Genomic DNA, 24638 nt, shown 5'->3' on the forward strand with positions numbered 1-24638 from the left:
CAACCAGATAATTGCAAAAAGCTGGAACATTTACCAAACCTGTCATCATCGAGGGAATACAATGAAAAAAACAATCTCACTCTGCACGCTTGCGGGCATCCTGTTATCCAGCGGATGCGCCTGGGTAAAAACCACCCCGGAAGGCGAGAAAGTGCGGGTACTGGATGCCGATGAGGTTGCTACTTGCAAGGAACTCGGCAACACCACCGTCTCCCTGGTGGACAAGATTGCCGGCATCGACAGGAGCCGGCAAAAAGTGGAGGATGAGTTGCGCATACTGGCACGCAACAGCGCCGCAAAAATTGGCGGAGACACGGTAGTACCGATCTCCGAGGTGAGTGACGGACAGCAGCGCTTTGCCGTCTACCGATGTATCGGTGTATCCCGCTAGCCAACGCGGATAAACCCGCGCCGGATTTTCAGCCCGGACGCACCCGGTTATTCAGCTGACCAGGATTGGAAACAGCTGTTTGATTCCGTTACTGATTACCTCAACCGCTATGGCCGCGAGGATGAGGCCAAAAATACGATTGAGGATATTCAGCCCGATATCGCCCAGCCGCTTCCCGATAGGCACCGCCAGACTCAGCACCAGCCAGAGCACCACAGCAACCAGCAGAATACTGAGCACAATCATTATCTCATGGTAGGGCGCGGTTGAACGCTGCATGCCGATAACCACCGTACTCATGGCGCCTGGCCCGGCCAACAGGGGTATGGCCAGGGGCACCACGGCAATGGACGTAAGACCTGAGGCAATCTCCTCCTCATGAGGTGTGGTGCGTACCGGGTCGACCCGCGCCTGCAACATCGCCAGCGCCATGATAAACAGCACAATACCACCACCGACACGGAACGATCCCAGACTGGTTCCCATGAATGCCAGCAACCCTTCACCGCTCAACGCCGATACAATCAGTGTGGCGGCCACGGTGAAAACGGCGATCCGCACGACCCGTGCGCGATCCCGAGGGGTATAGCCTTTGGTCATGGTGAGGAAAATCGGGATCGCCATGAAAGGATCCATAATGACCACCAGAGATGTAATAAAGCGCGTGTATTCTGTCCAGTGTTCCATGAGTTACCGATTGTTAGTCCAGTAGTGATCCGACGATGGGGTACGCCCAACAAGCCGGCGTTACCAAGGGTTTTGGTGACTATAACCCACCACCCTGGAGGCGGCACACAATGAGGCATCTCCTCGCCAGGTGGATACCGACAACCATCTGGCGAGGGACAAGCTTTACCTCTACGCATCGGCTCTGCGATGATAGCAGAAGGCTCCCGGAACTGATGAGATCGGAAAACGTTATGCCAGATAGTTTGTGTCTCGCTCAACATATGGCCAATACAATAGAAACGGCAAAACATTTGCCTGTCCGCATGGCGCCCGCTTCAAACGATACCATGGCGGTCGATAGACCATGAGTTTCTTTACCAAACGCTATCACCCTCCCGGCACCCGCCCCGGCACCCTGCGGATTTCGGACAAACCATACCCGACACCCCCACACATCACACTGATCGATTATTCCGACACGGAATTACAGGAGACCCAGGACACCACCCCCGAGGCCTGTCGCGCTGCCCTGGATCGTCCCACAACCACCTGGATACATATGCAGGGGGATGCAGACCCGGACGCCCTGATGGAACTGGGAGCGATCTTTGGACTCCATGAGCTGGCCCTTGAAGACATTGTCAATTCCGGTCAGCGCCCGAAAACCGAACTCTATGACGAGCAACTGTTTATTATCCTGAGTCATCCACTGATGGAGGATGGCTATGCGGAGACGGAACAGGTCAGCCTGTTTCTAGGCGACCATGTCATTTTCAGCTTTCACGGTGGAGCCCACGATCCGTTTGAACCGGTGCGTAAACGGTTGCGCAAGCATACCGGCCGTTTGCGAACAAAGGGCCCCGACTATCTGCTTTATGCGCTGGTGGATCTGGTGATCGATCAATCCTTTCCCGTACTGGAACGCTTCGGTGCCGAACTGGAGGAGTTGGAGGAGCAACTGCTGGCAGCACCCACCAGGGAGACACTGCGGCGACTGCATGAACTGAAACGGGACGCCCTGTTGCTGCGTCGTATGCTCTGGCCACAGCGTGAAGTGTTGAACAATCTTATGCGCAACGAAGAGTACCCTATTCAGGAGGAGATCCGGCTCTATTTTCGTGACTGTTACGACCACACGATACAGATCATGGACCTGCTGGAAACCTACAGGGATATGACCACGGGCCTGCTGGACCTCTATCTCTCCAGTGTCAGCAACCGGTTGAATGAAACCATGCGGGTACTTACCGTAATCGCCACAATCTTTATTCCACTCACCTTCATCGCCGGGGTCTATGGGATGAACTTCGGTAACAAAACCGACAGTCCCTGGGCCATGCCGGAGCTCAACTGGTATTACGGATATCCCCTGATTTGGGGAGTCATGCTTGCGGTTGGGGCCGGTCTGCTCTACCTGTTTAAGCGCAAGGACTGGTTCTGAAACTGAATCAGTTTGAACCGTCTCTCGGCCGATCGGCGCTAAGTTTATATTACTCGCCCACCATGTGGTCTCTACTTATCCTGCCCGATTGTGGGGTAAAGAGTCTATCCCATGGGATATAATTGTTCTGATGAACCCCTTTCGAATCATGCTGCTTGCCAGTAGCCGTCAATGGCGAATTCTGCCGCGCTCCCTGCTTTGGCTGGCGCTGGGCAGCTCGGTGGCAGGGGCGGCAGAACCGTCCATCGATTTTACCGGCGTCAGCGGCGCTCTCCAGGAGAACCTGCGGGCCGGCCTCTCTTTGTCCACGGAGCCATGCAGTGCCCCGGAGTGGCGGATAAAGAGGTTATTCCGGCGTGCCGATGAAGAGCTGGACAGGGCAGCAAGGGCCCTGGGGTATTACCGGATAAAACTGGAAAAGAACCTGCAATTCAAACAACCCTGCTGGCAGGCGACCTTTAACATCCAACCGGGTGAGCCGACTCGCCTGAATCAGGTCACTATACGGATCGAGGGTGAGGCACAAGATGACGCCGCTTTTATCAAGTTGCTCAAGGCAACCCCGGTACGCCCCGGCAGTCAGGTGCACCACGGCGACTATGAAACGCTTAAGGGAGAGATCGAAACCCTGGCTGCGGAACACGGCTATTTCGATGGCCGCTTCATCCGCCGGGAGTTGAAAGTTGAACCCGCCACCGATCAGGCATCCGTCATACTGCACTATCAATCCGGACAGCGTTATCGCATCGGCACACTGGTGCTGGATCAGGAGACCTATGACCCGGAGCTGCTGGCGCGCTATCTCAAAATCAACGCCGGTGATCCCTACGACGCCGCAGCACTCGCAACCATGCATCGGGCATTGGCAGACAGCGGCTATTTTGAACTTGTGTCGGTAAAGCCGGACTATCAGGGTGCGGTCGATGGCAGGATCGATGTACGGGTAGAGCTGGAACCGATCAAACGCACGGCCTACCGGGTGGGGATTGGTGCTGCCACGGACACCGGCCCGCGCCTCAGCCTGGCTTACGACAGAAGACGGATCAATCGCTTCGGGCACAGCCTGCAGTCAAAGCTTACACTCTCCAGCGTTGACAGTTCCCTGGGCGTTGAATACCTGATTCCCATGCAGCGACCCCATATCGACCAACTCAGCATTCGTGGCGGTTATCGCGAACTGGATACCGACACCACGACCAGCGACACCGCCACCATCGGCCTGCGCACCCTGGGCATGCGCGGTGGCTGGAACGAGACCCGTTATCTGGACTGGGTCTCTGAAGAGTCCATAATCGGAGACGAAACCACCTCCGCCACACTGCTGGTTCCCGGCGTCAGCTGGGCACGCACCACGGCAGACCACCGCATGCAGCCGCGCCAGGGATCACGACTCAATCTTGAACTGCGCGGCGCCCACGAGAGCCTGTTCTCGGATGCCAGTTTCGTACAACTGCTGGCGGCCGGAAAATGGATTCAGCCATTGGGCAAGGGGCGCCTGCTGCTGCGCGCCGACACGGGAGTAACTTTCGCATCTACATTTACCGAACTACCGGCTTCCTACCGATTCTTTGCTGGTGGTGATCAGAGCGTGCGCGGCTACGAATACCAGTCCCTGGGTCCGCAAGACACCGACGGTACGGTGGTGGGGGGCCGCTACCTGCTCAGCACCAGCCTCGAGTATGAATACCCGATCCAAGGCGCCTGGTCGGCGGCCCTGTTCGTGGATGCCGGCAACGCCTTTGACGGCTGGAGTGACGGATTGAAGCGGTCCGCCGGCGTCGGGCTACGCTGGCGTTCACCGGTCGGCCCTATCCGGCTGGACCTGGCCATTCCGCAAGACCGGAGCCAGGACAGCTTCCGCATTCACTTCTCCATGGGACCGGATCTTTGAAGCGCCCTCTTCTAACCATAATATTACTGACGCTGTTTGGCGCCCTGGGCAGCGGTGCCTGGCTACTGGGGACGGAACAGGGCAGCCAGCAGCTGCTTCACTGGGTTCTGGGTGAGAAGCTGCGCATCGGTACGTTCCGCGGTTCCCTACTGGCGGGAGTGGACCTGGAGGCGCTGGAGTACCGGGACGAGCAGCAACATCTAACCATTCAGACGCTGCATCTGGACTGGAAACCGGCCGCCCTGATCAACGGTCTGCTGCATATCCGGCAGATGCAGGCAGGGGGCATCCACTATAGCGCCATCGGCCCGTCCGAAACGACCGAGTCCACGGCCCCGCCCAGCCTGCCGCTGGCAGTGCGCCTGGATCAGCTTGAGCTGGATGATATCCGGATACAGCAAGGAGACAACATTCAGTCGATCAGCCGTGTCACACTCAGCGCCGAAACAAAGGATGCAATGCTGGATATCGCCCGCTTCCAGATCAGCTATGACGCCTACCAGGCCGAGGGTGAAGGTCAGCTGGAGCTGGCAGGGCACTACCCGCTACAGATGACCATCCGCTGGCAGGGCGAATTCCCGGAAATCGGAGCGGCCAGTGGTGCCGGGCGGATCGGCGGCGACCTGAACAGACTGAGCATCGAGCATGCCACCGAAACCCCGTTCAGGATCAGCACCCAGGGCCACATGGACCTGTCCGGCGCGAGCCCGGTGGTCGATATCAACGGCGAGTGGCAGCCGCTGGCGTGGCCGCCACAGGCAGCCGTGGTGCGAAGTGCCGGCGGTCGCTACCATCTGCGCGGACCGCTGGAGGGGTTACATCTGAGCAGCGAGGCTCAACTGCTGTTCCCCGACACCGACACGCCCCCGGTCAATGCCCGACTGGACACCCGCCTCTCCACCAGCCGGCTGGATGATCTGTCACTGAGCGTCCGGGAGATCAGTGACCGGTCACAACCGCTGGAGCTGCAGATCCGAGGCGCCATCAGCTTTGATACGGACGAGCCGCAACTGGATCTAAGTGGCGAGTGGTCCCATGCCCGCTGGCCACTGCTGAGCGACCCCACCAGCGAAAGCCCCTCTGGTACATTCCGGCTCAAGGGGCCGGCCCAACAGCCGCGACTGGAGAGTCAAGCCAGCCTGACCTTCCCGCAGGCCGACGTGCCGGATATACAGGCCCATCTGCAGGGCCTGATCAGTGCCGGTGGTCTGTCCGACATAACCCTCGATAGCAAACTGCTGAATGGAAAAATCCGTACCACTGGCAACTTGACCTGGGCACCGGCTATTGACTGGAATCTGGTCATCCAAGGTGAGTCACTGGACCCCTCGACACAGTGGCCGGAGTGGCCGGGCAAGCTGGCCCTGCAGGCGGCCCTGCAGGGCGGGGTAAGCGAACAGGGCCTCTGGCTGGCGGCCGATCTCCAGCAGTTGAGCGGTACCCTGCAGCAGCAGCCCATCAGCGCCACGGGGCTCGGACGCTATGATCCGACCGGGCTCAACCTGGAGGCCCTGCAGCTGCAGAGCGGACCCAACCGGCTCGACCTGCACGGCATGCTGGGTGACCGGCTGGATTTGCAATATGCCTTGAAGGCCCCGGACCTGGCTGCATTCTGGCCGGCGCTGCAGGGCAACATCCAGGCCGATGGCCGACTGGGCGGCGTGCGCGACAATCCCGAACTCAGCGCCAGCCTGCAGGCCAGTGGCCTCAACTATGGCGAACAGCAGATAGAACAGATGACCGGCGATCTCACCTGGGCAAAGAACGCGGCCAGGGGCAAGCTGACGGCCAAGGGACTAAAGAGCGGTGACTGGCAGGGGCGCCAGCTGTCATTGACCATTAGCGGCACACAGGAGGCACACCGGGCGCGGCTGACACTGGATGCCACCGACCTGCAGCTGACGACGGCAGTTCAGGGTGGCTGGAGCGCCCCGCTGTGGCGCGGGCAACTGGAACGGCTGACAATCGAACATGCGCAATTCGGAAACTGGCGCACCGATGGACCGGCAGCCATGCTGGCCGGCGGCGACCAGTTCAGTCTGGAACCGACCTGCCTGATCCAGCAGAACGCCCGCCTGTGTGCCGATGGTGCATGGACCCCGGCCAGCAGCCGGATCGCCGCAAGCCTCACCGCCATCCCCTTGACGCGCCTGCTGCTCTGGCTACCCGAAGAGGTTAAAGTCGAGGGCAGCATCGACGGTAAGCTGCAGCTGTCCGGCCCCCTGCAGGCACTCACGGGCGAGGCGCAGTTGACTCTGCCACAGGGTAGCCTGCTGCTGGAACCGGCAGACGAGCAACCGCTGCGCCTGGCACTGCAGAAGGGGGTAATGAACCTGCAGATAACCCCGCAAGGGAACCGGCTGGACTTCAAGTTAAAGGCCGGCGAAGGTGCCATGGCCGCTCAGGCACGCACCGCCCCCTTCTCCACCGATGGCCCGCTTGCCGTGACCGGAACACTCAAGGCGGAGGTTCCCGATTTGCAACCCCTGGGTCTGTTACTGCCGGGTCTGAGTAATATCCACGGCCGTCTGACGGCGGAAGCGGCCATCGGCGGCCATCTGGAGCAGCCGGAGATCGCAGGCTTTATCCGGCTCAGCGACGGGGCAGCCAACGTACCGCAACTCGGGTTGGCGCTGGAAGGGATCCAGCTCTCGGCGGGAAACCAGGGCAGTGAACGGGTAACGCTGGAGGGTGAACTGACCTCCGGTGGCGGCACGCTCGGATTGCAGGGCGACCTGCGTCTCGACGCCAAACAGGATTGGCCCCTCACGCTCAAACTGCAGGGCAAGGATATTCAGGTTGTGCGGCTGCCAGAAGCCGAGGCCTACGCCTCTCCAGACCTGGATATCAGCCTGCGCAAGCAACAGTTGAGCATCAAGGGCGACCTGAAACTCCCCCGGGCTGATATCGAGCTGCGGGAACTGCCTAAAAGCGCCGTGAGCGTGAGCGAGGATGAGGTAATCATCGGAAAAACCGAATCCCTGCCGAAACCGTCACCGCTGAAGATTGATGCACAAGTGGCCGTTCAAGTGGGTGAACAGGTGCGATTCAACGGCTTCGGACTCAAGACCCGGCTGCAAGGCAATGTAGCGCTCAACAGCCGGGACGGCCGCACCCTGGCCCAGGGTGAGCTGGCGCTGAAGGAGGGGCGCTATCGCGCTTATGGTCAGGACCTGACCATTGAACAGGGACGGCTGCTTTTCAACGGACCGCCACAAAATCCGAACCTGGATATCAAGGCCACCCGGCTATCGAAGGACCGTTCGGTGACAGCGATACTGAACCTCAACGGCAATCTGCGCAGTCCTGAAGTACAGGTCTCCAGCACCCCGTCACTGCCTGAAGAAGAGGCCCTCAACTACCTGATCACCGGACAGGGGATGGCAGAGGAAGGGCCCGGCAGTGCCGCCCTGCTGCGCCAGGCCGTTGCCGCGAAAGGGCTGGAAAAAAGCCAGGAGATTCTCGACCGGCTGGCCGCGGGACTCGGTGTGGATGAGGTGCGTCTGGAAGAAGGCGGCTCCCTGGAAGAGACCGCCCTGTTACTGGGCAAATACCTTTCACCCGATCTCTATGTCAGTTATGCCGTCGGACTGTTTGATAACCGCGGCGCACTGATCACACGCTATCGATTGAGCGAGAAATTGCGCCTGGAAGTACAGTCCGGCAGTAGTCAGAGCATGGACCTGATTTATGACGTCGAGCGTTAACCGGACAGTTTCAGACCGCTGACCAACATGCGTATCGGCTGCGGGCGCCGCTGTACGCGGTTAATGTGGCTTGGTTTTTCCTGAAGCCAATCCCGCTCCTCGCCGGTGCTCTGTTGGTCTCGCCGCCACATATTGAATCCGCTCCACTTCAGCGCGATGAGAATATCGCTCGTTGCGCAATTGGCCACAGCGGTTGGTCATCTTGCTCCAGGGTGTCGAAAATTCGCACGACGTGCGATGTTGTGATTTATCTATACTATGATAATAGTCACGATAAACTATGATATTAGTCAATAAACATAAAACATGTTGGGCTTGGATTTAAAGTGACCCGGGATCGTACCAATCCCTAAAGGGATATAGGGGGACTCATGAAGAAGCGGCGGTCATACAGAAAACCAAACCCCATCACCTGTTCGTTGTTGTGTGGTCTCTCTCTCTTGAGCCCGGTGGTGGTGGCTGACAGTGACGCCAAGGCCTGCATTAAAATGGCGTCATCCGGTTTGCTGGAGATAGCCGATGACCCGACTCAACGATTTTTAGGCAAGGTTGAAGAAGACACGGCGCGCTGCCGCGGTGGTGAAAAAGCCGTAAAATACCGCAATACGCCCTGGGTGGACTGGCAGAATTATTACGCCAGCGGCGATCAGCAGAGCAAACACCAGGGCGACCAGGCGATCACTCGCCTGGGAGAGCATCTGTATCCGGATGGACGCGGCGTCGATGGCGCCCTGATGGATCTGGAATACCAGCGCATCGAACTGATCAAGTTCAATCTGTTCGACCAGGACACTTATCAGCGATTTGTCACCGATCCCACACGCGCCGCCACCACGGTGTGGGATGAAATGCGACTACCTCCGAATCATCCGAACTACACGGCGGTAGGCGGAGACGGCAAGCAGTTGTGCAGTGGCTCGCTGATTACCCACCGTACTTTAAACGGCATTTGCAACGACCTGGCGAATCCGCTGATGGGTGCGACCGGGATGCCGTTTGCACGCAATGCCCATTTTGAAGAGACCTTCCCGCGCCTGGAAAAAACTGAATTGGTGCGCAATCGTCACGCCGGACGTCTGGGCTTGATGAAACCTGACCCGCAACTACTCAGCCGCAAATTATTTACCCGCGAACAGACATCGGGCAACGGTTGCAACCAGGGGTTGGGTGATAGCAACTATTCCACCGATTCCAATTGCGATTACCTTAAAGCGCCCTTCTTCAATGTGCTGGCGGCGTTCTGGATTCAGTTCATGACCCACGACTGGTTCTCGCATACGGTCGAGGGACTCAACGAAAACCAACTGGTTTCCGCGGGCTGTGATTCGGCCGAAGCCCAGGCCCTGGGGTGTCGCCCCGGCGACCGCGTCCAGCCTTCACTGTATGCCGAAACAACCGATCCAGAAAGCTTTGAGTTTGCCGGAAAGCGATACCTGAAACGTGCCTACAGGACGACCGGTAACCATGTCACCGCCTGGTGGGACGCCTCACAGATCTATGGTTATGACGAGGCGTCGCTGCGGCGGGTGCTACGCGACCCGAACGATAAGGCGAAACTGCTGATGCAGGACAACTATCTGCCCCTGCTGGCCGATTGCGCCGTCTACAGCGCTGACTGCCCGGTGCAACCTCAGTGGCTGGGGCAGGAGTCGGTGGCGTTTCCGGACAACTGGAATATCGGGCTCAGTTTCTATCACAATCTGTTTACCCGCGAGCACAACTATTTTGTCGATCATTTCCGCGAGCTACAGAAGCAAACCCCGGACGCCGACTCGGGGCTGCGTAACCCGGACCAGCCTGATCGGATCATTGCTTACAAGGACGTTGAAGATGAGCGTCTGTTTCAGGCAGCACGATTGGTGATAGCTGCCGAGATTGCAAAGATTCACACCATCGAATGGACCACTCAACTGCTCTATAACGAACCCCTGAATAAAGCGATGAATTCAAACTGGTCCGGCCTGTTCAACCAGGAGGAGAGCCGGGTCTCACAAATCTTACGGCGCATCACCGGCAAGGACGAAAACTTCCTCAGCCGAACCGCATCGAAAGTGGCGCAGTGGCTGGGGCAATCCGATAACCCCAAGGCATCCGGTGGCGCCTATTCGGTATTTGCATCCGGGGCCGGCATTTTCGGCCTGGGCAACAGCCGCCCTGAAGGCCGTCTGTGGTGGAAGCACGATGCATGGAATCTGAACAACCTGGAGACGGATGTCAACGGCGGCACCAACCATTTCGGGTCGCCGTTCAACTTTCCCGAAGAGTTTCCGTCGGTTTACCGACTGCATGCACTGGTACCTGACCTGATCGAGTTCCGCAATGCCAGCGAACCCAACAGGATCACCCACAACATTCCTGTCGCCGCGACGGTACGCAAGGCGGCTACCGCACAGATGCATCAGCGTGGTCTGGAAAACTGGGGCCTGAGCATGGGCCGGCAACGACTGGGCCTGCTGCAATTGCGTAATTCGCCACTGTTTTTACAAAACCTGCCGATGCCACACCTGGATTCCGAGAGCAAACAGCTCGATATTATCGCACTGGATATTTTGCGCGATCGTGAGCGTGGCGTGCCGCGCTTCAACGAATTCCGGCGTCAGATCGGGCTGAAAACATTGACCAGTTTTGATGACTTTGTCGATCATCGTCTGGATGAGAACGACCCCTGGCGTCGGCATCAACAGGAGACCGTGCAACGCCTGCGTGAGATTTACGGCACCCATGCCTGCGACGCCAGCAAAATCATCTCCACGGCTCAGCTTAACGGGGATGGCAGCTTTATCAACGACTGCCATGGCCGTCCGGACGGCTCGGTGGTGGACAATATCGAAGACGTGGACAATATCGTTGGCTGGATGGCGGAGTACACCCGTCCGCACGGCTTCGCCATTTCCGAGACCCAGTTCCATATCTTCATTATCAACGCCTCCCGCCGCCTGTTCAGCGACCGTTTTTTTACCTCCAGCTTCCGGCCCGAGTTTTATTCGCGCCTGGGCTACGACTGGGTCATGCATAACGGCCCGGTCCAGGAGTGCCCTTACCCGGTCAGCAAGTTGGCCGACGGTAGTCAGGCCTGCCTCGAGCCGGAAGCGGTAAACGGTCACGAAGTCGCTGTGTCGCCACTGAAGCGGTTGCTGATCCGCAACATCCCCGAGATCAAGAATGAACTGATGCATGTGAAAAACGCCTTTGATCCCTGGGCCCGGGACTGGGGGAGTTATTACGACATCTCATGGAAGCCACGCCCGGGAGCGGAAACAGATCCGGCATTTTCCAACCAGCCATAGGGAGCACGGGTGAAAGGAACGAACACAGCAAACATCTGCCGATTAAAGCGTCCACTGATGTTGGTAGCGACCCTGGTGGGATCTATCCTGACGGGGACGGCAACCGCGGATGAGCCCGTCAACACCGAACAGCTGGTGGCCGAAATGAATCAGCGCATCGCGACCATCATGCGCTCCAGTCCGATCGATGGGGTCATCCCCCGCTTTAATCAGGCAAAAAGCCTGGGCTGTCTCGACGCCACATTTCGCGTCCACGAGTCAATCAATAATGAATTCAGACAGGGGCTGTTTGCCCAACCGGGAAGCTACCGGGCGCGGTTGCGTTTCGCCAACGCCAGCCAGCAGGATGATTCAGAAAAAGATATCCGTGGCCTCTCTATCAAGATATTCGGCGTCAAGGGAGAGACGCTTTGGGGCGAAAGCGGCATCCAGGATTTTTTGCTCAACAGCTATCCGGCTCTGTTTGTCGGCACCCCGGAAGATTTCCTCGACTTTATCCGGGCGCGCCAGGAAGACAAAATGGTGGGTTTTTTTATCAACCCGTTTGACTCGCATCTGAAGTCCCTGTGGATTCTGTTCAAGGCCCGCGCCGTGCACAGCAGTCCGTTCAGCATTCGTTACTGGAGCACCACCCCGTACCGGCTCGGAACAGATGACAGCCTGGCGGTCAAATACTCGGTCACCCCTTGTAGCGGTACGTCGGAGCCACCGGCCGGGCAACCCGGCAAGGATCAGTTGCGTTCCGCGATGAAGGCGCATCTGGACCGGGCACCAGTCTGTCTGGAATTCGGCATACAAAAAAGGACTCACCCGGGCGACATGCCGATCGAGGATGCGTCGGTGATCTGGGCAGAAGATGTTTCTCCCTTCCATACGGTGGCCACCCTCACCATCCAGCCACAGGCATTTGACACCCCCGAGGCGTTGGCGGCATGTGAAAAGATCAGTTTCAACCCCTGGCAGAGCCTGCCCGAACATCAACCCCTGGGGCGGATGAACGAGGTGCGCCGGGAGACCTACTTCAGCGCATCCCAACTAAGAACAAAAGAGGCACCATGAACCAACTGGTAATGCAGTGGCTGGACAAGTCACGGGATGAGCTGGATGACATCTATTGCAACGCGGATGCCGGCACAATCCCATCCGGCGATACCCGCGGCACCGCGATTGTCACCGGCTCGCTGTTCTCCCAAACCCTGGCGGGCATTGCACGGGCTTTTGCCTGGCAGGGCAAGCTCTTTGACCTGTTTCCCCCGGACTACCAGTCAGGCGTCCTGATTAACAAGATCACTCCCTTCAGTCTGACCTTTGTGGTTGCCAAGGTGTACCGCGACGAGAGCTGGATGGACGGCAAAGAGACCATTGTGATCGATTATTCAAAAACCTCATTTTTCGCCAAGGTGATACGTGATGAAATCCGCGAGATTGAACCCGGCGTTTATCTGGGCAAGGTCTGGTGGGGAAAAACCAGGGTGCTGGACTTTGCCTTAACCCGGCACGATACACCATAAATCAGCTTGCCCGGACAGGTCGCACTGCATGACGCCGCAATCCACTTTCATGATTATTGCGAACATTGCCGAGGATCAACTGGATCCGTTGCGGGCACTGCTGGAGGCCATGAACCGCGAGCCGGGCGTGGTAGACCCGCACAATACACTGTTTCCGTTTGGCCGATTCGATCGCCTGCATGTCGCCCGGTTTTTGATCCTGCAGACACTGGTGGCGGAAGATAAGGTATCAACCTTGCCGGCCGCACCACCGCGACTGGTTTTTCTGGGTGACTGTGATGGACCGTCCGACACCTTTATCGCCGAGATGGCTGTACTGGCCGGGCCTCAACTAAGGCACATTTTCGGCCACTGCGACGCCTTCATCGGCGAGCGCGACAGTCTGGTCAACTGGATGCAGGCACACAATACTGAACCGGCCGCCAACTACATTAACTGGCGTGGCCGCACCGTCCTGCAGATTCGTGAGGAGACAGCACTGCACGAGGCGTTGTCCGGGGAGCTTCGGCGGATTGTGCGGGAGATCGGGCGTGATAACCCGCGTGCGATTCGCCAACGGCTGCTCTCCTTTGTGGAGCGGGAAAAGGACGCCGCACGACTGACCCTGACGCCAGCCGCCCCGACACCGGTAGACTGGTGGATGAAGAACCTGCTGCACAAGCTGGGAGTACCGCTGCTGCTGTTGCTCCTGTCACCGCTGTTTCTTCTGGTGTCGCCCTACCTCGTTTGGCGACTGCGCCAGTTGGAGCGTAGCGATCCGGAGTCGGTCGATCGCCCGCCCCGGGAGTATATGCGGCGGCTGGCCGCCCTGGAAGATCACGATGTCACAAATCCCTTCAGCGCGTTCGGCGAGGTCAAGCCGCAGCCGTTTCGACGCCATGCGGTTCGGTTTTTTCTCTGGCTGCTCGATTACGCGGCACGGCACGTCTACAACCGTGGTTATCTGACCCGGGTGCAGACGATCCACTTCGCCCGCTGGGTCATGCTGGATGACAACAGACGCCTGCTGTTCGCCAGCAATTACGACGGCAGCCTGGAGAGTTATATGGATGATTTTATCAACAAGGTCGCCTGGGGCCTGAACCTGGTATTCAGCAATGGCGCGGGTTATCCCTCAACCCGCTGGCTGATCAAGGATGGTGCGGAACAGGAGCAGAAATTCAAGCATTTCCTGAAGCGTCGGGCGTTGCCGACCCAGGTCTGGTACAAGGCGTACCCCGGCCTGACGGCCTTTGACCTGGCCCGCAACAGTCGCATACGGGAAGGCGTGGAGGTTCGTCAGGAGAGCGATGAGGAGATTCGCCAGTGGCTGGCACAGATTCAGACATGACCCGGAAGCGACCATGAGCAGACCCGGCAACCCGGAATACAGCGATATCCAGGCACTGGCCCGTTTCGGGCATGGTGGTCTGCGGGAGGCGCTGTTTTTATTACTCGACATTACCGATGCTGCAAAAGCGGGTGAATGGCTGGAGACGGCTCCCGTCAGCAGCGCCGAGTGGAGTGACCCACCCCCGGAAACGGCACTGCAAGTGGCCGTCACTGCCAGCGGCCTGCGCGCCCTGTGTCTGGACGAAGCAGTGCTTGAAGGCTTCTCCGAGGCGTTTCTCTCCGGCATGGCCGCTGATGACAGCCGGTCACGGCGCCTGGGTGATGTGGCCGACAACGCTCCACAACATTGGACCTGGGGCGGCACACCGGACAGCGTGCCGCACCTGCTGTTGATGCTGTATGCCAAACCCGGCCAACTGGCGGCATGGAAGGAGACCATCCAGGACCCGTTGTTCGGGCAGGCGTTTCGGATAGTTGCGGAATTACCCACGGTCGACAGCGGCAATATCGAACCCTTCGGTTTTACCGATGGCATCAGCCAACCCGCGCTCGACTGGGAACGCCGGCAAACCACCGATCTGCACCGACGGGGCCGGTATTCCAACCTGCTCTCCCTGGGTGAACTGTTACTGGGCTATCAGAACGAATACGGCCAATATACCCAGCGTCCGCTGGTTGATCCCAAGGCTGACAAACGGGCGTCGCTGTTGCCCGTAGCGGAAGAACAGCCACAGTTGCAGGATCTGGGACGCAACGGCAGCTATCTGGTCATGCGGCAACTGCATCAGGATGTGCCCGGGTTCTGGCAATTCCTGGACCAGCAGGCCAATGGAGACCCGCAGCAGCGGGAGCAACTGGCCAGCCGCATGGTGGGTCGTCAGCGCGACGGCACGCCGCTGGTTGACCGCGCCGGGCAACCGATTGAGGGGATTGAAAACAGCGGTCCAGCGGCCGCCTTGAATCAGTTTGATTTTGCCCGGGACCCGCATGGCCAGCAGTGCCCGGTCGGTGCGCATATTCGCCGTTCCAATCCCAGGACGGGTGATTTTCCTCCAGGCGTGACCGGCATGCTGTCACGCCTGGTGCGGATATTTGGCTTTGGCCGCCAACACCCCGGCGATGACCTGATCGCCTCGACCCGCTTTCATCGACTGTTGCGACGCGGCCGCGTCTACGGTGAACAGCTGTCGCCGGCACAGGCATTGGAAACAGGTGCCGCGCAGGCACAACGGGGCCTGCACTTCATCTGCCTGGTCGCCAATATCTCGCGCCAGTTTGAGTTTGTGCAGAACGCCTGGTCGATGGGCAGCAAGTTTGGCGGGGTACAGAACGAGGCCGACCCATTGCTGGGTAACCGACAACCGCTCGCCAATGGCCGGTCGACCAATCACTTCAGCCAACCCGATCCCCAGGGCCCGGCCCACTGCATTCACACGATGCCCCAATTCGTCACCGTGCAGGGCGGCGCTTATTTCTTCATGCCCGGTATTCGGGCCTTGCGCTACCTGGCCAATGCTGCGATGACAAAGGACGAGGCCACATCATGAACAAGGCGCTGCGCAGACGGCTTTATCCTGTATTAGATGTCTTGCATCGGCTATTGGTCGCGGGGCTGAACATAGAACGTCGCCTGGAGCCCTACTTCAGACCGACGCTGAATTGCCTGACCCGCGAGCCGGTCGCCAGACTGTTGCAGTACCTGATCAACCGCAACCGCCCCGATTACGGACTGGGATTGGCGGAGGAAAAGATATTTTCCTGGGAGGAACAGGCGCTTGACGACATTATCGATTTGATGGCCGATCAGATGCGAGGCCACTTCAAACCCGGCGGCTATGAGCGTGGCGGCAACACCAAGACCCACGGCATCGTCCGGGCCACGGTGACTATTCGCGATGATCTGCCGGAGCATCTGCGGCAGGGGATTTTTGCCAGCCAGCGCAGTTATCCCGCCTACGTACGCTTTTCCGGTCCCGGTCCGGACGTACCGGCGGATATCCGCGACGTGGGGTTCTCCAGCATGGCGATCAAAATCATGGATGTGCCGGGCGAGAAGCTGATGGATGAGGAGAAGTTCACCCAGGACATGATGGGAGTCTGCACCCCCACCTTCGTCACCCCGGACGTGCGGGAAAATGCCAAGCTGCAGTACTGGAGCCTGGTGGACATGCCGATCTACTATTTTATCAATCCGTTCGATTCACATATCCTGGATTTCATCATGCAGGCATTGTGGAACGAAACCCAGTTCAACCCCCTGGGCCACCGCTACTACAGTTGCGTGCCCTATCTGCTCGGCGAGGGCCAGGCGATGATGTACTCGTTTGCCCCCAAAGCCGCGGTACCCAAAGATATTCCCGGCCTGCCGTTCGGCTCACCGTCATTTAATTACCTGCGCGACAACATGGTGAAAACGCTGGATGAAAAAGACGTGGAGTTTGATCTGCAGATTCAGCTGCAGACCGATCCGCACCGCATGCCGATTGAGAATGCCGCGGTGCGCTGGCCGGAAAAACTGTCACCCTACATTCCGGCGGCAACCATCCATATTCCCCGACAGAAATTCGATTCGGCGGCACAGTTCGAGTTTGCCAAGCGCCTGAAAATCAACCCCTGGCACTGCATCCCGGAACACCGTCCGCTTGGCAACCAGAGTCGTGCGCGCCGACGCATGTATTATGAGCTTTCAAAATTTCGTCAGGAAATGAATGACGTCTCACATCTGGAGCCGACCGGCGACGAGGTTTTCGCCGATCCCGAGTAATCCTGGACAACCCGGCAGGTTTTATGTGGCGTGATGTTGGGGCTGGTTCCGACTAGCCCCAGCTGCATGAGAAGATTAACCGCCCATTCCAACTTCACTTCGCTGAGAGCAATAATCGGGTTTGATAAACAGCGACAGCCGGAAAAGCCTTCCGGCTAGTTTTTAATCAGGCTCTGCTCCAGCCCGGCAATACAGAGGGTACGCTTGCCCAGGGAAGATCTCAGGATATTGGGATACTTCCGGGCCAGGGAAAGCAGTCTTTTCGTATTGACCACATCGGACAGGCATTCCGTCGCCTCTATCAGTTCCATAATCCTCGTCCGATTATTGTTGATGAAATGTTTTCCATCCCACCGAAATCCCTGTTTTTGACTGCGCCACTGGGTCGGCAGGGGTTGTAAGGCGTCAAACGCCTTCCGCAACTCGTGCTTGTTCCAGCAATCGGCATATTTCTTTCGGTACCCGGAAAAAACAAATGGATGCAGACGCATGTCCAGCAAGGGGCTACGGTTCTCCACACTGGCCATCATGGCATTGCGGTCATTGTGCCATATCCATTCACCCAGGCGCCCTCCCGGCGCGATGTCATTGCACAGGACATCGGTAAAACCAAGACCCAGATCATTCAGGGGATCCGGATTTTTCGCCGACCAGATCTCCGGCGCCGGTATATTGAGCAACGGATGCAGTTGCGCCGACACGCGGGTCTTGAGGGACTGTTTGGCATTCAAATACCGGGCTGGCCAGAAGGCATCCCGAATATGCCTGCGAACATTATTGACCCTGCCGTCACAGGCATAACTCTGCTTGACCCAGGCCCAGTCACGCCGCCTCACTGCATCGCGGACTGCCGCCTGAAACTGCCGGCCCCAATACCCGCCGAACAATTCGTCGCCACCGGTTCCGTCGAGTACTACCGGAATCCCCTGCTGGGCTATGGCCTCGTACATCTGCGGCATCGCCATGGCATTGCCATTGAAGGGAAACGCCTTTTCATGATGCCGGCATACCTGTAAAAACTGTTCGAACGAATTGCTGTCGTAATCCAGCACCACGGTTTCCGCGGCCACGCCCAGCTCCTGAACACATTTTTGGGCATATTTGTAATCATCGGAGCGGCCGGTATCTCCCATGAAAATTTTCACCTGGTCCTGTAATTTCTCGCTGTAGAGCACGGAGAGCAATAGAGAGCTGTCGATCCCACCCGACAAGAGCAGTGCCACAGGGCGATCCGACACCAGCCGCGAAGCGACGCTGTCCCGAAGCACCTCGACCAGGTCTTGCTGCTGGTAATCTCCCGTTGAACCTGCGGGTGGATGGTGCCAGTCAAAATAGGGAGCGCCGGTCATCTCCCACCGGCTGAAATCAAAGGTGCAGTAGTGGCCAGGCAGGATTTGAGAGATTTTCTGGAAGTGCGTCTCAGCCGAGGCGGAGGGATGCATGGACCCAAAGAGAAAATAGTCCAGCAGCGCGCTACGACGAAATTCCAGATTCAGCCCAAGATATGTCTTGATGGCGCCGATGCTGGAGGAGACGCAGAGCACCTCATCATCGAGATAATAGAAAAGCGGCTTTTTGCCATACCGGTCGCGTGACAGGTAAAGAGCATTTCTGCCTGCATCAAACAGGCTGAATGCCCACATACCGTTAAAATCGGTCAGCGCCCCGGCGCCTCCGGAGACTACGGATCTGAGGAAAACTTCGGTATCACCCGTGGTGCGGAAATCAACACCCTGCTTTTTCAGTTGCGCCCCGATCTGCCGGTAGTTATACAGTTCTCCGTTATACAGGAACACTTTGTCCTGACTGAGGAACGGCTGATGCGAGCGATCGCTGAGATCAAGGATTGAAAGCCGCTGATGCCCGAAAGCGGCGTGACAGACCACCTCCCCATCGGCCGTCGGTGTGTTGAAATCCAGATAGTGAACGCCTTGATCATCGGGTCCCCGATGATGAAGCGTATTCAGAGCAGCAGTGAATTTCTCTCTTGAGATAGGAACCGTCTTCTGTATTACCTGAAAAAAACCACACATATCGCCAAATCCATTCCCATTACAAACGCCACCAAGGGCTGCTCGCCGATAACAAACCGGACATACTCCCACAACGTTTCTGGCAAAGCCATATCCGCTACCCCACTTTCGGACCAATTGCGCATACTTTTCCCTGGATCAGGTTGATCCAGCGGAGGCACAACGCACACCGCCTCAGCTCAACGGGGAGTTATTCTGGATCGCCGGCCCAAGCAGTGCCACTATGGACGCATGATTATTTACGGCATTGATTTCACCAGCCGCCCGCAACGCAGCAAACCCATCACCTGCCTGGAATCCGTGCTTGAAGGCACTCATCTCCGCGCGGGTAATCTGACTGAGTGGCGGGACTTCGCGGCATTCGAGGCCGCCCTGAGAAAGCCTGGCCCATGGGTCGCCGGGATCGACTTCCCATTCGGACAGTCCAGGCGATTCATCAAGACCATCGGCTGGCCGGATACCTGGCAGGGCTATGTCGATCATGCCAAACAGCTCGGACGCCAGGGCTTTCGCTCCGCACTGGATGACTACCGCAAAGACCGCCCCGCAGGAGACAAGGAGCATCGCCGCGCAACCGATATCGCCGCCGGATCCATCAGCCCGCAAAAGCTTTATGGAACACCGGTCGGCCTGATGTTCTTTGAGGGCGCGCCACGCATCAAGGAAGCCGGTGTCACGATACCCGGCCTGCAACAAGGTGACCCGCGACGGATCGTCGTCGAAGCGTATCCCGGCATTCTGGCCCGAAGCCTGATCGGTCGCCAAAGCTACAAGCAGGACAGCAAAGCCAAACAGACCCGGGATCAATACAAAGCGAGAATGGAAATACTTAACCTCGTCAACAAAAAAGGCGTTCAACCATCCCATGGCCTGACGGTCGAAGCACCAAACAGCCTGGCCGATGATCCCGGCGCCGATCATCTCGACGCCCTGCTCTGCGCCATCCAGGCCGCATGGGCGTGGACGAGGCGTCACAGCAACTATGGCCTGCCAGCCACCATTGATCCGCTGGAAGGGTGGATCATCCATCCGACCACCAGTCCATGATTCACCCGGTTCTGGAATAGGGGCCATTCGGCCAATTGTAACCGAAGATTTCCCACTGGAGGTCTCATGTGACCCATTTGTGACGTTTTTGTGATGACCTCGCAACTCTGATGAAAAATTATATGCCCACACTCCTCTGTGCAGCATGGAAACAATCCACAGCAGTGCCTTCAAACATCGAGCATACCGGACAGTGACTGAATCACCGTACCGAGGAGGAGAACATCATGAAAAAAAGCCTGACGGCCTTACTGATTTCCGCAAGCTTATTAGCCTCTGCGAATGTTATCGCAAGAGACCGCGACATCAGTGTTGAAATCACCAATATAACCAATGCCACCTACTTTACCGAACTACTGGTGGCCACCCATGATCATAACACCCGCCTTTTTGAACTCAGTACGGCGGCCTCACCCAATCTTCAGGCCATGGCTGAGGGCGGCAATATCAATGGACTGATCGAGGACCTCGAAGCGGCCAACAGTGAATACATTGCCAACCCGGCCGCCGGACTGCTGGCGCCAGGTGCGACTACCGAGGCGGTGTTCAACCGACCGGAAAAAAACCACCAGTTTCTTTCAATTGTCGCCATGCTGCTCCCCACCAATGACGGCTTCGTTGGCCTTAATGGTTTGCCGATCCCGAAAAAAAAGGGAACCTACATCTATTACTTGCGCGGCTATGACGCCGGCACCGAGGCAAACGATGAGATCATCACCGGTGGCGGTGCACCCGGTGTCCCGGGAATCCCCGCCGACCCCGGCGGTAACGCCGGGACGGGGGGCGTAGCCAATGTGGCGCCAGACCACAACCCAACCGTCCATATTCACAGGGGTGTGGTAGGTGACAGCGATCCACTGGGCGGAGACAGCGATCTCGACGCCAGGGTCCACACCTGGCAGGGACCCGTGGCCAAGCTGGTGCTTCGGGTAGGTAATGACGACTAGCCCGGGATAAAACGATGTTCTTGCGACAGTGCCTCGGCAATCTCCGAGGCACTAAATGTTGTTCCGTTAAACGCAAATTCGGATCTTTGGCCGACAGTTATTGAGAGCCTGACAATATAGGCATCTCTCAGGGTTCAGCTGTGGGCGAGAAAATACAGCACCATCATATTTCAAACTCTGCCCACAAGGGTCTGTGGTCCGCGATATGATACTTCACTGCGTTATTGAAATAGTCAGGGCCAATAGTCCAGGCGTCGGTAAAGAAAGGATCATGATCAAAATCAAAGACCCCTGAATGCCCCCCATAGGCCTCCTGCATGCCACCGGCATGGAATGCCACCTGATCATAATCCTTGTCGCCCGCGAGATTGCTGCCCATGGACGTGGAGTGTTGCGGCAGTATCAGACGCTTGGCTTTCAACGCCTTGTAGACATTGCTGGAGTTGCCCCGAATCGGCAGGTTCAAATCGCCCAACACCAGAATATTCTGAGAGTAGGCTCCTGCCGCCTTGTGGCGTTGATCGGCCCAACGGGCGAGCGCATAGGCCTCAAGCGCGCGCCGGTCCTGGTCATAATAGGCGTGGCTGCCAAAGAACAGATGGGCGCAAACCGCGGTAAACTCCAGCGCACCTGCCCGAAATGCCACCGCATAAGGGTTACGGTCAAAACCCTCGAACGCACCAGAGACCCCCTTCAAACGAATATAGCGCCGATCACTCGGTGGCACCGCCACCTCCGCGGCAAGTTCCAGTCGGGTGAGCTTATCGCTGTCATAGAGGAACCCCGCCCGTTCATCATTGCCGCCGATATCGGAAAGAATGACCCGAAAACTGGCGGGCAGATAACTCAGTAGCAGACGCAAGTGGATCAGCGAATCAGCGATTTCCTGGATCGCCACAAGATCAAACCAGGAAATTATCTCGGCCATGAGCGCGAGATCACCATCCGTACGCTTCTGAAGACCAAAGTTCGTTAAATTCCATGTGGCCGTCAATAGCCGGTTACTGGCCTTCTGTGGGACGCCGCGCAGCGCTTTTGTTGACACCAGCGCCTGTCGTTCTGTTTCCACCGCGTAGATAAATGCGGGGTGTTCCTGATTGTGAGGTACCATCGCTACGCCTCGAATGGATTCAATAGTCAGACACCGGGTTTAGAGAAATCCTTGCATTTCCATCATGACAGTCCGGTAATAAATCGGTGTTGTTATGGACTTTGCTTTCCAGGGCATTTTTCTAATAAAACACCCGGGGTCGGCCCTGGGTCTGTGCAATGGCCTGGTTGATATAAAGAATATAGCCGTTATAGCCAATCGGTAACGCTTCCAGTCATATCTTCAACTGAATTGAAAAGCTCGCGTCCTTCACCATTTATGGGGTTACCCGGATCATTGAAGGTGTGTGATTCAAGAAATACCGGAGACATGGGTTACACATTTCCGCATTTGGGGAGACCCTGATGCACTGGAATGAGTGTAATCGGATGGAAGAGCGCCTCAGACTTGAGGCTCGATTACCCCATCCCGAACATTAAGAAAGCGCAACCTGGCGGGGCATCAAAAAGACTTCTAATGGAATTTCTCCCACTCACCAACAAAGAAACCGGACGGTAAATTTCAGATCCAAAACAGGAGATAGCCGTTCAGACACTCCAGTAATCGATAAAAGAAAGGACCCATGAATAAACCAAGCATACGCAGATAAAGGGCGCTATCCCGGTCACCTGTTGCATGAGGGACAATCCTTTTGCAGGAGCAGATTTATCCGCGAATTTCGCGGCTGACGCTGCTCCCACGAGCCGACTCTCTCAGGTTGTCAGTACAGCACCAGTTTTGAACTTGGAAGTCTCACTCTCCACCTCATTCACCGACTGAACCAATTGCTCCGCAAGTGTCAACAGGCTTTGCGATACTTCATGGGTCTTATTCGCTTCACTGCTTGCCTTGAGAATGTTATCGGCAATACGATCGGCAATCTCGTCCTGCTCATGGGCAGCGGCATTCACCTCGGTGAACTCGTTTTTCAGACTGTCGACCTGATCAACTGCAGCTGAGAGATCCTGCTCGGTAGCACGTGAAGTTTCGGTAACCTCGTTGACCATATCCTTAGTGGCCATTACCTCCTGTTCCGCCATTTCGATCTCCTTCACAAAAACACCGAGAGATTGGTTGATTGAACTGGTCAGCACCGCTGTTTCATCAGAAAGGCTACGCACTTCACTGGCGACCACTGCAAACCCACTCCCATATTCACCTGCACGGGCGGCTTCAATAGCGGCGTTGAGGGATATGAGGTTGGTCTGCTTCGCAATTTTGTCAATCATTTCAAGTTGTGTCGCCACTTGACGTGAGTTATCGATAATGGCCTGCATACGTGCCGAAACCTTTTCGACTCGTTGAACCACCTGATCAGTGCACTCTCGGTTGTGCTGTGAACTGGTCCGTGACTGTTGCATGGCACGAACTATGTCATTTAATCCTGAATCAATGTGATTGATCGCCGCCAGCACCCGCTGCGATGAATTCTTCATCGAATCAGTCTGTCCAGCAATATCACTGAGCTCCGCAGCAATATCTCGATTGTTGGCACTAATGGTCAGGCTTTTTTCGCCCAGTGTGGTTGCGGCAAGTTGTACACCGTGCATCCGCATCTTGATCTGTGACACGATAATATGGATCTTGTCAATAAAACGGTTGAAAAGCCGAGAGAGCAGACCCATTTCATCCTGCTTCCTGTCATTCAGTTTAAGCGTCAGGTCTCCCTCCCCCTGGGTCAGGTCATTGATGCTGTGAATCAGGGAGTAGATCGGCCGATAGATGATAAGGCGAAAGACTAACAGTACGATAATGAGTGCAGGCAACAGCACCGCAGTTATGATTATTAGAACACCAATGAGGTTTTCGTTTTTCTGCGCCACCGCGTAGCTGTTGTCCATACTGACCCGAAGGTAACCACCCGTCTCACCTTCACGCCAGTTGGTGTGGCAGACCACACATTCTGAAGTCGCCGTCAGTCGCTGGAAAAAATGCGCTTTGTCATCTTCCATAAAGTGAGCACGCCCGGTTTCATCGAAGTCAATCGCAGGATCGATCGTATAATGACAGTCGACACAGTCATGCCCGCTTGAACGCACCGTCTCTATATGCTGTTTTGTAGATGGTGTTTCATTCGAGTCACGCACGCTCCAGTCTTCTCTCTGGTGACGGCCACGTGTCGCGTCGAAGAGCTCTCGGTTGGGATTGGACAAAACCCCATCCTTGTGGTTAAACGGCTTGCCAACGGTAACTTCACCCGACTTATAGGTCATTAATCCAGAGCGGGCGTAGAGCGCAGCGTTATCAACCTCGTCAATTTTCGAGAAGTTATCAATTACGTGCTGGAAGGATTGTCGCTGCCCTTTGTTTATTGATTCGCTGGAATCAGCAACCAGTGTTGATAACAGTCCGTGCCCGGTTTCGACAATACGTTGCTCAAGGAGCATGTTCTGACGCTGATAGTAAATTGCAATGGACAATAGTGAGACAATACAGACACTTACACCAAGGTAGAGCAGGGCCCGAAAGAGTAGCGAGTTTGTAAGGTGAATACGTGATTCCTGGCGGGTACTCATATTTAATCTCCG

General features: G+C 56.9%; 16 protein-coding genes. 12 read left to right on the forward strand and 4 right to left on the reverse strand.

All coding sequences use genetic code 11. The features are described 5' to 3' along the window. Positions 1-61 precede the first annotated feature (61 nt). Positions 62-391, forward strand: a complete 330-nt coding sequence (locus tag ACHZBF_RS11855; RefSeq protein ID WP_029134063.1) for a DUF4156 domain-containing protein — start codon at positions 62-64, stop codon at positions 389-391. A 51-nt stretch (positions 392-442) separates the two neighbouring features. Here the strand turns inward: ACHZBF_RS11855 and ACHZBF_RS11860 are convergent, their stop codons facing one another. Beyond that, on the reverse strand, positions 443-1078 hold the full coding sequence (locus ACHZBF_RS11860; protein WP_029134064.1) for a MarC family protein: 636 nt from the start codon (positions 1076-1078) through the stop codon (positions 443-445). Positions 1079-1424: 346 nt separating this feature from the next. Here ACHZBF_RS11860 and corA point away from each other — a divergent pair, with 346 nt between their 5' ends. The 9 genes from corA to ACHZBF_RS11905 all read left to right on the forward strand — a co-directional run bounded on the left by corA (position 1425) and on the right by ACHZBF_RS11905 (position 16993). Then, positions 1425-2501 carry a magnesium/cobalt transporter CorA gene (gene corA, locus ACHZBF_RS11865; RefSeq protein ID WP_321528544.1) on the forward strand — a complete coding sequence of 359 codons (1077 nt, stop codon included), beginning with the start codon at positions 1425-1427 and terminating at the stop codon, positions 2499-2501. Between the two features lie 130 nt (positions 2502-2631). Continuing rightward, the gene (locus ACHZBF_RS11870) at positions 2632-4392 is read left to right on the forward strand and encodes an autotransporter assembly complex protein TamA (RefSeq protein ID WP_321528545.1); all 1761 of its coding nucleotides are present in this window, start codon (positions 2632-2634) and stop codon (positions 4390-4392) included. Then, on the forward strand, positions 4389-8099 hold the full coding sequence (locus ACHZBF_RS11875) for a translocation/assembly module TamB domain-containing protein (protein WP_321528546.1): 3711 nt from the start codon (positions 4389-4391) through the stop codon (positions 8097-8099). The genes ACHZBF_RS11870 and ACHZBF_RS11875 overlap by 4 nt, the downstream gene beginning before the upstream one ends. A gap of 371 nt (positions 8100-8470) precedes the next feature. Further along, on the forward strand, positions 8471-11386 hold the full coding sequence (locus ACHZBF_RS11880; RefSeq protein ID WP_321528547.1) for a peroxidase family protein: 2916 nt from the start codon (positions 8471-8473) through the stop codon (positions 11384-11386). Positions 11387-11443: 57 nt separating this feature from the next. Beyond that, positions 11444-12445: a catalase family protein gene (locus ACHZBF_RS11885; protein WP_321528548.1), complete on the forward strand. Its 1002-nt coding sequence runs from the start codon at positions 11444-11446 to the stop codon at positions 12443-12445. Next, positions 12442-12897 (forward strand): hypothetical protein, encoded by a 456-nt coding sequence (locus tag ACHZBF_RS11890; protein WP_321528549.1) that lies wholly within the window; start codon positions 12442-12444, stop codon positions 12895-12897. Before ACHZBF_RS11885 ends, ACHZBF_RS11890 begins: the two co-directional genes overlap by 4 nt. Positions 12898-12946: 49 nt before the next feature. Further along, positions 12947-14227, forward strand: coding sequence for a hypothetical protein (locus tag ACHZBF_RS11895; RefSeq protein WP_321528550.1), 1281 nt, complete (start codon positions 12947-12949; stop codon positions 14225-14227). Between the two features lie 13 nt (positions 14228-14240). Further along, positions 14241-15776, forward strand: coding sequence for a Dyp-type peroxidase (locus ACHZBF_RS11900; RefSeq protein ID WP_321528551.1), 1536 nt, complete (start codon positions 14241-14243; stop codon positions 15774-15776). Beyond that, on the forward strand, positions 15773-16993 hold the full coding sequence (locus ACHZBF_RS11905) for a catalase family protein (protein WP_321528552.1): 1221 nt from the start codon (positions 15773-15775) through the stop codon (positions 16991-16993). Before ACHZBF_RS11900 ends, ACHZBF_RS11905 begins: the two co-directional genes overlap by 4 nt. Positions 16994-17148: 155 nt before the next feature. On the opposite strand, the gene asnB is transcribed toward ACHZBF_RS11905, so the two are convergent. After that, a complete protein-coding gene (asnB, locus tag ACHZBF_RS11910) occupies positions 17149-19026 on the reverse strand; it encodes an asparagine synthase (glutamine-hydrolyzing) (protein WP_321528553.1) in 1878 nt (625 codons plus the stop codon). Positions 19027-19257: 231 nt separating this feature from the next. Between asnB and ACHZBF_RS11915 the strand changes: the two genes are divergently transcribed. Both ACHZBF_RS11915 and ACHZBF_RS11920 read left to right on the forward strand, forming a co-directional pair. Beyond that, positions 19258-20073 (forward strand): DUF429 domain-containing protein, encoded by an 816-nt coding sequence (locus ACHZBF_RS11915; RefSeq protein ID WP_321528554.1) that lies wholly within the window; start codon positions 19258-19260, stop codon positions 20071-20073. A 227-nt stretch (positions 20074-20300) separates the two neighbouring features. After that, a complete protein-coding gene (locus ACHZBF_RS11920; protein ID WP_321528555.1) occupies positions 20301-21020 on the forward strand; it encodes a spondin domain-containing protein in 720 nt (239 codons plus the stop codon). A 163-nt stretch (positions 21021-21183) separates the two neighbouring features. On the opposite strand, the gene ACHZBF_RS11925 is transcribed toward ACHZBF_RS11920, so the two are convergent. Together ACHZBF_RS11925 and ACHZBF_RS11930 are read right to left on the reverse strand one after the other, a co-directional pair. Then, positions 21184-22131, reverse strand: a complete 948-nt coding sequence (locus ACHZBF_RS11925; RefSeq protein ID WP_321528556.1) for an endonuclease/exonuclease/phosphatase family protein — start codon at positions 22129-22131, stop codon at positions 21184-21186. A 692-nt stretch (positions 22132-22823) separates the two neighbouring features. Continuing rightward, a complete protein-coding gene (locus tag ACHZBF_RS11930) occupies positions 22824-24626 on the reverse strand; it encodes a methyl-accepting chemotaxis protein (RefSeq protein ID WP_321528557.1) in 1803 nt (600 codons plus the stop codon). Positions 24627-24638: the final 12 nt, after the last annotated feature.

This window comes from Sedimenticola selenatireducens, from assembly GCF_963675335.2.
Taxonomy (GTDB): domain Bacteria; phylum Pseudomonadota; class Gammaproteobacteria; order Chromatiales; family Chromatiaceae; genus Sedimenticola; species Sedimenticola selenatireducens.